Genomic DNA, 12694 nt, shown 5'->3' on the forward strand with positions numbered 1-12694 from the left:
CTTGAGGGCTGGTACAAATAAAAAAAAACTGGCAATTTTTGTCAGCAAAGCTCATAGACTTTCACGACTTTAGCGCGCGCCGCGCGCGCTGCTGCAAAATTATTTATCTATAAGAGATCAGGTGAACAATAACCGTACAGTTTCAGATACTAAGCGAAGTTTCTATACGATTCACACTCGACCGATCAACTCAATTTACCGTCGGGTGGTGGAAGAGTTGATGGTAGAAATGCACTTGCTTTTGGCGAATGCCGATTTTCAATACGACCCGATTTATGCTTTGGGCGTGGTGACAGCTTTCGATCGATTCATGCTCGGGTACGCCCCTGAAGCAGACAGACTTTCGATTTTTAACGCTTTGTGTAAGTCCCTAGAAGACGATCCCGAACGCTACAAACAAGACGCTCAGCGCTTGGAAAGCATGGCGGGCAAACTTTCCGGGTCAGATTTGCTCTCGTGGCTCGATCGCTCCACCAGCTTTGAAGATACAGGAGATTTGCAAGCATCTTTAGGGGCGATCGCCAGCAACCCTCAATTTAAGTACAGTCGCTTGTTCGCGATCGGCTTGTTTTCGTTGTTAGAAAAAGCTGACCCCGAAATGGTAAAAGACCAAGAAACGCGAAACGGCGCGATCGCCAAAATCAGTGCGGCCTTGCACCTCCCTGAAGAAAAAGTTAGCAAAGATTTAGATTTGTACCGCAGCAATTTGGAAAAAATGGCCCAAGCGCGAATAGTGCTTCAAGATGTCATCCAAGCAGAACGGAAAAAACGGGAAAAGCGAGAGGCAAAAGTTACCGTCAGCCCCACGGCAGACTCTTCTGACAGCAACAATTAATCGTTGGAAAAAACAAGTCATATCAATTCCAGTCGCACTCCTGGTGATGTTAACTGTTAACAGTTAACAGTGAATTTACTATTCCGATGAAGAGAGGATTTGATATCACATTGTGTCCGCTCAATGAACCGGACGCGCGATCGATCTTGGTTGCTCAAGAACTAGAAATCCCGCTTTCTCTCAAGAGAGCGGGATTGATTTAAGCAAGATAGAGTAGTTTGTTGTACTAAGGCTGCTGCTCAAAATTAGTGGCGTTAGCTTGCAGCCAAGTGCTTAGCTGTGAAAGAACTTCGTTTCCAGAAGACTTGCCCAAAGCTGTGGGGTTTGGGGTGTCTGGCCTGTCCAAGTTGCGGGCGATGGCTGCGTTGACTTCTTTGGAAATCAAATCGTGAAGTTGTTCTTTAGCCCTAGCTCTTTGAAAATGAGCTCCCTCTTCCGTCGTAGCATACAGAGGCGGCAGCCTATTTAAAGCATAAGCCGCAATATCTCCCACATCCAGACTCAGGTCAGTCTTCTCCTCAATCTCGGCCACCCTGGCGATCGCCTCACTGAGCACCAACTCTTCCATCACGTTGATGAACTGTTTGCGGGGCAGAACCACGACTTCCCCGGTTAACAGCGAGCCCATCAGGCGATCGAGAGCCATGTATTCTTCGATCGACAATTCCGAAGCCGTGTTGCAGATCCGTCCCACCTCAGCTTCCATAGAGGGCGTTAAATAGCCATCTTGCAAAGCCTGCTCAACAATTTTTTCAATACTCATATATGCTTCCCACTCAACGGCATCATTAATACAGTTTTGTTTTGTAAAGACGCAATTGCTGGCGTCTAGAGATTCGATTTTTGAGGGATATGTTGAGAATTATCATACAAATCCTAACTCAATACCGATAACCCAGAACAGTTATTTGCGTACCCCAGCCACAAACTTACCCTATAATTGACCGTTAAATTTGTCAAAACCCGTATAAATTCCTACTCAATTCCCTGAAGCCGCCAAGGTACTGGATCGACAGACTGCCCGTGCACGTAAAGCCCCCAGTGTAAATGAGGGCCTGTCGAAGCTCCCGTTGACCCCACAGCACCGATTACTTGACCGGCTTTGACGACATCGCCTTCCTTGACATCAATTCGGCTGAGGTGCATCAAAATACTTGCTACCCCTTGACCGTGGTCGATACCGACGACATTTCCGTGGATTTTAAACCCTTGGGATTCGCGTCCCACCAAAGACACCCGACCTGCTGCCGGTGCGATTACAGGGGAACCGGAAGCACCGCCGTAATCCACGCCGCGGTGGTAGTAGTCTTTAGCAAATACTCCATTATAGTATCGCCGCACGCCGTAAATAGTGGTAATTTCGCCGGAGTTGGGGCGCAATAATTTGCCGTTCCAAAATTTTTCGGGTGTCACGAGTGCTTTAAATGCGTCTACGCGATCGAACTCGGCATCTGTACCTTCCTCATCTTTACCCGGAGGTAGCCAGATGGACTGAGTGGGAAAATTGCGATCGCGCACTTGCACGTTCAACTTCTGTGTCTGTCCGTCACCTGCGACTTCTAAAACGCGGGCACCGGGTTTCTCTACCGGTGTCGTCGGTAACAGGGCCCGAAAGCGGCCGTTGCCCATTGGAAACGCCGGGTAGTTTTTCTGCTGTAAAGAAACTGTTGGAGTTTCCCCGCCGTTACCGTCAACCTGAATGATTACTGACAGCGTATCTCCCAGTTCGGGATTTTGTGGTGTCACGACTACCTGCAAAGCTTGCACCGGCAGGGCAAAACTCAGAAAGCCGGCTACTATAGGTGCGATCGAACTAGCGTAGCACTTACGCAAAAAACCTGGTTGCTTGGAAAATCGCTGCTGTTCCCTTGAGATGCTGGATGCAGAAACAGGGTTTTTTGCCTTGGCGTGCGTAACTTTTGTAGTGGTTAGCTGGTTTGCTTTCAACTCTTGCCCCTGTAAAATCCCACCTGCAACTATTTCCGCACTTAGCTTGCTGTTGCCTCGATTCACCGTCGTTCTCATTGTTAGCTTTCCTTAACTTTTGTCAGCCAGATATTTTTGTTGGCTATACAGCTCAAATATTATAATATAAACAGAATTCGTTTTTGACAACTCAAATAAAACTTTACTTTGAAAAGTGCGACATTCAAAATAACCAGCTAGCTATTGATTCAATTCACCGCACGCGACCTAATTTAATTCCAACCTATATCAATCATTAAGTTGTAAACTTTAGCTAGTAACAATAGCAATATATGGCAGTAATCCTCAAAATGAGGTATCGAGCGCTCCTTCAATCCCTGCATTATCCAACTTCAAATCTCCACTAGAAAAATAGAAAATATCAACTCCTCACCTTTTTGCTCTTGTCCTAACATCTCCTGGGAATCCTCACGCGGTCTGCGATACGGTTCTTAGAATAAATTCCCTGAGAAACGCGCGTAAACTTGTTAATAACAACCCAGTTTATGGTTATTTTAGTGAGTTTAAACCCTGGCTCATAATCCTCGTCATAGGTTGGAGGTGAAGGCGTGATACTGGGGCAATTAAAAATAAAAAATATGGACAATTGCTAGGGATTGAACTATAGTATAAAATGTTCTATTTCTCCTTAATATTTTAAATTTTAAAATTTTAAATTTATTCGACAGATGAATCACCAGAGCTTGAACTTGGGTCTAAAATTGCACTTTCTGCACGACAGTCGTCGGGCGATTGTATGGGTTTATGGATGAAATTAACGCGCCAAACACAGTCAACACATTAAACACTATAATATAACTTTACACTTTTTTCATAAACTTGTGCAAGAAGACTTCCGACTGATCGTTGACTTAGTTATAGTTCTCGCTGCTGCCGCAGCAGGAGGACTCTTTGCATCGCTGTTGCGACAGCCAGTAATCCTCGGATACCTCCTAGGAGGGATCGTAATTGGGCCCGCTGGTTTGGGGCTGATTAAAGAATTAATTCAGGTAGACACCCTCGCTGAATTCGGTGTTGCCTTTCTGTTGTTTGCTTTGGGAGTAGAGTTTTCCTTCGCCGAACTCCAGAAAGTTAAAGCAATTAGTCTGGGCGGGGGGGGCTTGCAAATTGTGCTGACGATCGCCTTTACAACTGCAATTTCCTTGGCCGTGGGCTGGGTAGAATCGCCCGCTCAAGGCGTGTTTTTAGGGTCGATTTTGTCGCTTTCCTCTACAGCAGTTGTACTCAAGTGCTTGATGGAACGCAACGAAAGCGGTACTTCCCACGGCCAAGTCATGCTGGGAATATTAGTAGTTCAAGACTTAGCATTGGGGCTGATGTTAGCAGTTTTGCCTGCTCTCAACGAGCCTGCAGAAGCGATCGGCATGACGGTAGTTTGGGCTCTGCTGCGGATCGGCTTATTTGCTGCAGGTGCTGTAGTTGCAGGCATTTGGATTGTCCCGCAATTGTTGCGCTATCTCGCGAAAACAGAAAGCCGCGAACTGTTTTTGCTGGGAGTTGTGGTTCTGGCTTTAGGTATTGCGCTGCTGACAGAATATTTGGGTTTCTCGATCGAGATGGGCGCATTTGTGGCGGGTTTAATGATTTCGGAGGTGGAATATGCCGACCAGACTCTAACTTACGTTGAGCCTTTGCGAGATATTTTTGCATCCTTATTTTTTGTCACCATCGGTATGTTAATCGACCCGATGTTTCTCTGGAGCCATCTAGAAGTAATTCTCGGACTGGTATTTCTAGTATTTGTTGGCAAATTCTTGATAATCACGCCCCTCGTCCGACTATTTGGTTATCCGTTAAAAACAGCATTGATCGTAGGTTTGGGCTTAGCTCAAATCGGAGAATTCTCCTTTGTACTCGCTAGTTCCGGTCAAATGATGGGACTGGTTTCGCGAGAAGTTTATCTATTAATTTTAGGAACGACAGCAGTCACCTTGGTGCTGACTCCGTTTGTATTGAGAAGTGTGCCGCAATTATTGAATTGGGCGGAAAATTTCGGGCCTTTGCAGCGATATTTTGATGAAACATCTCAACCGGTGGAAATCGCGGAAAATTTGCCGGAACAAAATCATGTTGTGATTTGCGGCTACGGGCGAGTTGGCAGAAATTTAGTCAAAATTCTGCAGGGCCGCAACTGTTCAATTGTGGTGATCGATGAGTCAGAAAGGAGAATTCAAGATTGCAGATTGCTAGGAATTCCCTACATTTACGGGAATGCTGCTAGCTTGCACGTTTTGGAATCTGCCGGGATCGAACGGGCTGCTTCAATGGCGATCGCCCTTCCCGATCCCATGAGCACTCGCTTGTGTCTGAAGCGGGCTTTAGAATTAGTTCCCGATTTGGATATTGTCGTCCAGGCCAACCAAGATAAAGACATCGAACTGCTTTATCAACTAGGGGCGTGGGAAGTTGTGCAGCCAGAGTTTGAGGCCAGTTTAGAACTTTCGGCCCACTTGCTCGGCGGCATAGGTGTCTCGGCAATGGCGATCGGGCGGGAAGTCCAGCAAATTCGCAGCAGCCGCTATCTGGAATTGCGGCCGGCGCGCGAACCTTTGGCGATTTCGCGGGATTTGAAGGTGGCGGTTCGAGATATGAACAGCGAGTGGTACAACTTGCCGCAGGGCTCTCCGATCGCCGGCATGACTCTGGAAGAAACTAATTTGCGGCAGTTGACAGGGGTCAGCGTAATGGCGATCGTCCGCAAAGATGGCGAGGAAATTGATTATCCCAACGGAAAGACAGCTTTGCAGTTGGGCGATCGAGTTTTTGTAGTGGGAGAACCGGAAGAACTCATCAGTTTTGAGTTGCTGGCGAAGGGAGAAGTTTCTGTGCCGCACGGCGACAGTTCTTGTCAGTGGCTGAGGCTGCCACCAAAAAGCCCTTGGGCTGGCAAAAAACTGTCAGAGGTAGATGTACTCGCCCAGTACGGCGTGCAGGTGCGGGCGATCCGCCGGGAAGGGAAATTTACTCGCTGGCCCGATGGAACTAGCAGTTTGCTAGAGGGCGATCGTTTGCTGCTGTGCGGCGGCTTCTACGAGCTCGGCTTGATGCAGCGGACGGCCTCGCCCCCGGTTCCGCAACCTGCCTTAAAGCTGCCTTTTGTCACGGCTCAAGTCAGCGAAAAGCTGTTTAGCGATTAAGCAGTTGGTAGTTGGCAGTTGGCAGTTGGTAGTTGGCAGTTGGCAGTTGGCAGTTGGCAGTTGGCAGTTGGCAGTTGGCAGTTGGCAGTTGGTAGTTGGCAGTTGGCAGTTGGCAGTTGGTAGTTGGCAGTTGGCAGTTGGCAGTTGCTAGTTGGTAGTTGCTAGTTGGTAGTTGCTAGTTGGTAGTTGGCAGTTGGCAGTTGGTAGTTGGCAGTTGGCAGTTGTTAGTTGGCAGTTAACAGCTAACAGTCAACAGTCAACAGCTAACAGTTAACAGCTAACAATGCCCGATGCCCGATGCCCCATGCCCAATGCCCGATGCCCGATGCCCCATGCCCAATGCCCGATGCCCGATGCCCGATGCCCGATGCCCGATGCCCAATGCCCGATGCCCGATGCCCGATGCCCTCAACGGTTAGGTTTGATATAGGCAATTGTTGGTCGCGAGATCAGAATTTGTGTTTCTGAGGCATCTACGAGGCAAAGGCAGCTATGATCCTGCCAAAAAATTCTGCCGACTAGCAAGTCGCTGGTCGTGAGTTTGATTTCTACCTGTTCTTTGTCTTTGATGTAGCTTTGTATTAGGCGAATGCTGGGCAATCCGGTCTCAAATTCAGACATACTGGGAAATGGGTAAGTTAGTCATCAGTCATCAGTCATCAGTCATCAGTCATCAGTCATTAGATTTGTCCCCAAAAATATTCAAGAACGGGCGGGATGCCTGTTTCACAGGAATTATGGGGGAACTTTATTAATCGCCAACGGCAGACTCAGGACTAGGATGATACGGGGATGCCCAGTACCAATGACTAATGACTAATGACTAATGACTTTAGAAGTCTATCAACTAATCAGTTTTAACCAAAAGAGGTTTGTTTTTTATGCCGATCGAGTTTGCGAAGTATCACGGACTGGGCAATGATTTTATTCTGATTGACAACCGCCACTCCCCGGAACCGGTGATAACACCAGAACAAGCTGTCGAAATGTGCGATCGACATTTTGGCATTGGCGCAGACGGCGTGATTTTTGCTCTTCCGGGTCAAAACGGCACTGACTATACGATGCGGATTTTTAATTCCGACGGTTCGGAACCGGAAATGTGCGGCAACGGAATTCGCTGTTTGGCTAAGTTTATCGCCGATTTGGAATCGAAAGAAGTTCACCCCCCCCAACCCCCCCTTGCTAAGGGGGGGAGTGAATCGAAGGAAATTGACCTCTCCCTTGCTAAGGGGGGGAGTGAATCTAAGAGTGAGTACCGGATTCACACCGGTGCGGGCGTTATTATCACCGAATTGCGATCGGACGGTCAAGTTAAGGTGGATATGGGAGTTCCCCGGCTGCTGGCTGCGGAAATTCCGACAACTTTGGCCGCACCGGATGCTAAAGCTATTGATATGCCGATCGAGGTAGCGGGTAAATCTTGGTCTGTTACCTGTGTCAGCATGGGTAATCCTCACTGCATTACTTTTGTAGACGATGTTTCGGCTGTTGCTTTAGAAACTGTCGGGCCTGTGTTCGAGTACCACCCAGCCTTCCCGCAGCGTACAAATACCGAATTCATTCAAGTAATACGATCGGACTACGTAAAAATGCGGGTGTGGGAAAGAGGCGCAGGTGTTACTCTAGCTTGTGGGACTGGTGCTTGTGCTGCTGTGGTAGCTGGAGTGTTGGTCGCTAAGTGCGATCGGACAACTGCTGTTGAACTCCCCGGTGGCGTTTTGGAAATCGAATGGGCAGAAGTTTCTGGGCGGATTTACATGACCGGGCCGGCACAGCGAGTATTTACTGGTTGTATTAGTCTTTAGTCATCAGTCATCAGTCATCAGTCATTGGTCATTGGTCATTGGTCATTAGTCATCAGTCATTGGTCATCTATGGGTGGTTTAAGGCAGTTTTTTGTATAATTGACAAAAAAATCAAATTGGATAATTCAAAATTTTTCTTGAATTGTGACTAATGTCTTCCCCGTTGAGAACTAATTGGTTGCGGACTAATTACTACTGACTACTGACTAATGACTAAAATCTAAAATCTAAAATCTAAAATCTAAAATCTAAAATTTACTAGGTGGATGTGCATGGCTGGAGGTATTTATCTGATTCAGGACGACGACAGGCTGGTAGAAATGATGGAACAGCCCTACGACTCGGAAGACCAGTTACAAGATTTGCTAGTAACTTATCCTAATTTGATCGCGGGAGATCAAATCGATCGGGCGACGGCGCGGAGATGGCTGTTAATTTCGCGGGAAGCTGCACCCAGCGATGAGGAAACAGCGGTGCAGTGGTCGCTGGATCATTTGTTTCTCGACCAAAATGCAGTTCCTACTTTGGTGGATGTCCGGCGAACTCCTAATGCCGAACTGCGGCAAAAAGTTTTGGGTCAGTCGATCGACTATGCTGCTAATGCGGTAGTTCACTGGCCAGTCGATTCAATTATTGCTCTGTTTGAAGCTAATTGTCGCGATCGGGGTCGCGATCCCGAACAGATTTTTGAAGAGTTTCTGGGCGCGGATGCTAATGAAGATAGGTTTTGGCAGAAGGTTAAAACTAATTTGCAAGCGGGTAAAATTCGCTTAGTGTTTGTCGCTGACGAGATTTCCGCTGAAATGCGCCGAGTTGTAGAATTTCTTAACGAACAAATGGACCCGGTTGAAGTTTTTGCACTGGAAATTAAGCAGTATGTAAGTGAAGACGGTTTGAAAACTTTAGTTCCCAGAGTGATCGGCCAGACAGCCGAAGCACAGCAGAAAAAATCCAGCGCAACGCGCGAAAGAAGGCGCTGGGATGAATCGTCATTTTTTGCGGAAATCAAGGCTAGACGGGGCGCGGACGAGGCGCAAATGGCAAGAGAAATTTACCTTTGGGCGAAAAGTCAAGAACCCGAAGTTCAAATCCAGTGGGGAACGGGGGATGCCTACGGCGGTTTCGCCGCCCAATTGCCTCAAAAGGGAAGAAAACCCTATCAGTTATTCACTGTAGATATTGCTGGCAGAATGGAGATTTCTGCTGATAATTACGGTTCCGGGCCGCCGTTTAATGCGGAAGAAAATTGGCTGGAATTGAGAAGCAAGCTGAGTTCGATCGGTCTGTCGCTACCTATAGAACCGGGCGAGAGAAGGTCGCCGAGTCTGGCTTTGTTTACTTTGCAAGACGAATCTGCCCTCAAGCAAGTTATGGAAACTTTTGATTGGATTACTAATGAAATAAAAAAAGCGTAGTTATTGGGAATTGGGATAGGGCATGGGGCATGGCATTGGTGTCAACTTAAACTTTTGGTCCACCAGTCCTCCCGCCCACCCGTCAGTCCGCCAGGGAATGAATTCCCTGTCTAATAGCTAAAGTCCTCTCAAAGAGGACTAATGAGTTCTTCAGTCCTCTTTGAGAGGACTTTAGCTTTGAGGCAGGGGTTTAAACCCCTGCCTCAAAGCTGTTCTGCATTTAAATTGTATGTTAAAAAACAATCAAACTCTTGTGGGGTGGGCGTCCCGCCCGCCCTGAATATACAATTTAAATGCGCGACAGCTTATCGGTTTGATGTTAAGTTGACACCAATAGGGCATGGGAAGCCGCCTACTTACTTCACTTTCTTAAGAACCGCTATAAATGGTTTCAGAGAAAAGTTAAGAGCGTAGAAGGGGAAGTTCCGGTTAAAATAGCTCACCAAAACAAGTAGAGTAAGTTTATGATGGTGTTTGAACTTTGTGCAAAACTTGTGGGAATTGAAGAGTCATTTGATTATATTGGTTTTTCGTCCGGGGAGGATAACGAACATTATTTTGTTATGCAAAGACATGAATTTCATAAAGAAGATGCTCTTCCTAACCTAGGGAGTGTCTACTCGGAGATAGACGATCAGTGTTGGGGAGAATATGGAGGAATTAAAGAAGTTACTTTAAACCGCGAACGCTTAATTGTTCATTTCGATCCTTCAAGACCCAACCCTCATATAAATTACGATGAGGTAAGAATTGCTTTTTCTGTAAATGATTCAGAATTTCAGAAGTTGCAGAACACCTTGCAGAAGATAATGCTGGGTTATGAGGATAGGTGGAATTTAATTAATTAGTCAATTGCGTCAAGATTGTACTTGAAATTCAATGCCCAATTCGCCATGCCCTATGCCCCATGCCCAATAACTAATATCGAATGTTTGCTTGTTTCAAACGCCGCAAAGCTTCTCCCAGTCGATCGCAATCTGCAATCAAACTAATTCTCACATAGCCTTCGCCGCCCGGCCCAAAAGCATTGCCAGGAGTCACAACAACACCAGTTTGCTGCAAAACATTCAGGGCAAAATCAGTCGAACTCATGCCCGGAGTGCAGGGAACCCAAAGATACATTGCAGCCAGAGGTTTAGGAATATTCCACCCTAATTCTGCCAGTCCTGCAACCATGAAATCGCGGCGAGTGCGGTAGCGTTCCTGTACTTCGTGCAAGTAACTGTCGGGCAATTGCAGCGCTGTTTCTGCTGCTGTTTGCAAGGCGGAAAATATACCGTAATCTAGGTTAGTTTTTAAGGTTCGCAAACCTTGAATTATTTTGCTGTTTCCTACTACAAAACCAACTCGCCAGCCGGCCATATTGTAGGTTTTGGACATGGTGTGAAATTCGACACCGATTTCTTTCCCGCCGGGAATTTCTAATAAACTTGTCGGTTGATAGCCGTCAAAGGCTAATTCCGCATAACACAAATCATGAACTAGCAAGATTTGATATTTGTGCGCGAAAGCAACAATATCTTTATAAAATTCGCGGGGTGCTGTTGCTCCCGTCGGATTGCTGGGATAATTGAAATAGAGTATTTTGGCTTGTTCGGCTACACTGTCGGGAATGTCGGCTAAGTCAATTACCCAGTCGTTTTCTGGTTTGAGGATGATATTGTGAACTTTTGCGCCGGCAATAATCGGGCCGCGAAATAATACGGGATAAGCGGGACTTGGTACTAATACTAAGTCGCCGGGATTGATGTAGGCGATCGCAAAATGTGCTAAACCTTCTTTGGAACCCAACAAAGGCAATGCTTCGCTTTCTGGATCGAGTTCAACATTGTAGCGACGGCTGTACCATTTAGTAATAGTACGGCGGAAATTAGCAGTTCCTTCAAAGGGTGGATAGCCGTGATTTGCAGGATTTTGGATGGCTGCGACAGCGGCTTCTACTACTGGTTGAGGAGTGGCACCGTCGGGGTTTCCCATTCCTAAGTCTATTAAATCTAGTCCTTGTTCGCGGGCGCGGGCTTTGAGTTCGTCGAGACGGGCAAATACGTAGGGCGGTAGTGTTTGCAACCTGTCAGCAGGGCTAATCCAATCCAAAGTCATTTGTTTTTTGTCAGTTGTCAGTTTTCCTGGTTTGTAGTCAGGATTTCAGTCCTTTCTATCACAATACGGTTTAGTTAAGTTAACAATATTTATTCCCCGAATATCTCCCTAAATCCCCCGGATAGTCGGGGGACTTTGAAAGCTTTCTTGTCGCCCCCTTAAGAAGGGGGGTTAGGGGAGATCGGACTTAACGGAACTGTATTGCTTTCCAGCACGGTTTTTTCAGGACTAAAGTCCTTACTACAAAAGGTTTTAATGCTTGATTTTCAATTCTCCCACAGGTGCGGTAGTAGAAACCATCGCCGCCATTAATTGTTCGGGTACGACTTTAAACGGTAGTCTGTGGATGTCAGAGTCGGGATTGCAGGCTATGTCGGCGGCCTGCTGCAATTGTGTGAGACTAACGTCTCCTAGTCCTAGATTGTCTAAAGTTTGGGGCAATCCAATCTCGGCGTAGAATTTTAGCAGTTGCTGTCTGGCGCTAGCGGCAAGTTGATTGTTTTGCAGCATTTCTTCTAGTCGCAGTTGTACTAAAATGCCGTAGGCGACTTTTTCGCCGTGCAATGTGCCGTGACTTGCTAATAGATGAGTTAGGCCGTTGTGGACGGCGTGGGCGGCGACGGTGCGGCATTGGGCGCCGCCGATTCCGCCAATTACTCCTGCTAGCAATACGGCTGCATCTGTGACTTCTTGCCAGGTTTCGCTACCGGGTTCTTTGAGGGCGGCGGCTGATTTTTGAAATAAAATATCGCGCAGTATTCTAGCTTGTTGGACGGCGGAAATTATCAGGGTTTGTTCGGAGTGCCCGCTGCTGACTGATGCTTCGTACCATTTGGCGATCGCATCTCCAATTCCTGCTACTAATGTCCGCTGTGGTGCGGTTTGAATCAAGCCGTAGTCGAGGATTAATAAGTCAGGACATCTGGCTAATGTGACGTCGTATTGGAATGCGCCTTGTTCGGAATAAATGTTAGAAAGGGCTGTCCAAGCGGCACAGGTGGCTGCTGATGTGGGTATTGTGACGATCGGGATTTTGCATTGATAGGCGACGAGTTTGGCTGCGTCTAAGGCTTTGCCGCCGCCAACTCCGATGATGAAATCGGCTTCATGGCTGGCGGCTTCTTCCCGCAGGTGTTCGAGACTGGTTTCGCTGCAATCGTTGCCGTATTGTGTTTCGGCGGATTGTAACTGCTGCTGTTCGAGGATTGATTGCAGGTAGGGTTTGGCGGCGGCGAGGGAGTTGCTGCCGCCGACGATTAGCGGCCGCTTTCCGAAACGGGCGATCGCATCTCCGGCTTGTGCTAGGGCAGATCGACCCCGCAATACACAGGCGGGAGCAATTGTCAAGCAATAAATTGCTGGTGCGGTGGCGGTTTTGGTGCTTTGGGTTTGAGTCATCGAACCACTGGATAA

The 12694-nt window shown here is 47.3% G+C and carries 11 protein-coding genes; 6 read left to right on the top strand and 5 right to left on the bottom strand.

Annotated elements, in window-relative coordinates; translation table 11 throughout:
- The first annotated feature begins 121 nt into the window (after nt 1-121).
- Entirely contained in the window at nt 122-835 is a 714-nt protein-coding gene (psb29, locus tag QUA01_RS07025; RefSeq protein WP_194010691.1) for a photosystem II biogenesis protein Psp29, read from the top strand.
- A 226-nt stretch (nt 836-1061) separates the two neighbouring features.
- Here the strand turns inward: psb29 and QUA01_RS07030 are convergent, their stop codons facing one another.
- A complete protein-coding gene (locus QUA01_RS07030; RefSeq protein WP_194010712.1) occupies nt 1062-1598 on the bottom strand; it encodes a late competence development ComFB family protein in 537 nt (178 codons plus the stop codon).
- 212 nt (nt 1599-1810) lie between these two features.
- Entirely contained in the window at nt 1811-2860 is a 1050-nt protein-coding gene (locus QUA01_RS07035; protein WP_333088242.1) for a M23 family metallopeptidase, read from the bottom strand.
- Between the two features lie 782 nt (nt 2861-3642).
- Between QUA01_RS07035 and QUA01_RS07040 the strand changes: the two genes are divergently transcribed.
- Entirely contained in the window at nt 3643-5958 is a 2316-nt protein-coding gene (locus tag QUA01_RS07040; protein WP_333088244.1) for a cation:proton antiporter, read from the top strand.
- A gap of 4 nt (nt 5959-5962) precedes the next feature.
- Complete coding sequence (locus QUA01_RS07045) at nt 5963-6109, top strand: hypothetical protein (protein WP_333088246.1); 147 nt, start codon at nt 5963-5965, stop codon at nt 6107-6109.
- A 257-nt stretch (nt 6110-6366) separates the two neighbouring features.
- Here the strand turns inward: QUA01_RS07045 and QUA01_RS07050 are convergent, their stop codons facing one another.
- The gene (locus QUA01_RS07050; protein WP_333088247.1) at nt 6367-6579 is read right to left on the bottom strand and encodes an Hfq-related RNA-binding protein; all 213 of its coding nucleotides are present in this window, start codon (nt 6577-6579) and stop codon (nt 6367-6369) included.
- Between the two features lie 260 nt (nt 6580-6839).
- On the opposite strand from QUA01_RS07050, the gene dapF reads away from it, so the two are divergent.
- From dapF to QUA01_RS07065, 3 genes are all read left to right on the top strand, one after another.
- Nucleotides 6840-7766, top strand: coding sequence for a diaminopimelate epimerase (gene dapF, locus QUA01_RS07055; RefSeq protein WP_333088249.1), 927 nt, complete (start codon nt 6840-6842; stop codon nt 7764-7766).
- A gap of 272 nt (nt 7767-8038) precedes the next feature.
- Nucleotides 8039-9181 carry a hypothetical protein gene (locus tag QUA01_RS07060; protein ID WP_333088250.1) on the top strand — a complete coding sequence of 381 codons (1143 nt, stop codon included), beginning with the start codon at nt 8039-8041 and terminating at the stop codon, nt 9179-9181.
- A gap of 464 nt (nt 9182-9645) precedes the next feature.
- A complete protein-coding gene (locus tag QUA01_RS07065; RefSeq protein ID WP_333088252.1) occupies nt 9646-10029 on the top strand; it encodes an Imm10 family immunity protein in 384 nt (127 codons plus the stop codon).
- Nucleotides 10030-10099: 70 nt separating this feature from the next.
- Here QUA01_RS07065 and QUA01_RS07070 read toward each other — a convergent pair whose 3' ends face one another.
- Nucleotides 10100-11281: an aspartate aminotransferase gene (locus tag QUA01_RS07070; protein WP_333088254.1), complete on the bottom strand. Its 1182-nt coding sequence runs from the start codon at nt 11279-11281 to the stop codon at nt 10100-10102.
- Between the two features lie 252 nt (nt 11282-11533).
- Complete coding sequence (locus QUA01_RS07075; protein ID WP_333088255.1) at nt 11534-12679, bottom strand: iron-containing alcohol dehydrogenase family protein; 1146 nt, start codon at nt 12677-12679, stop codon at nt 11534-11536.
- Nucleotides 12680-12694: the final 15 nt, after the last annotated feature.

Source organism: Microcoleus sp. S36a_B3, assembly GCF_036700745.1.
Classification (GTDB): Bacteria; Cyanobacteriota; Cyanobacteriia; order Cyanobacteriales; family Microcoleaceae; genus Microcoleus.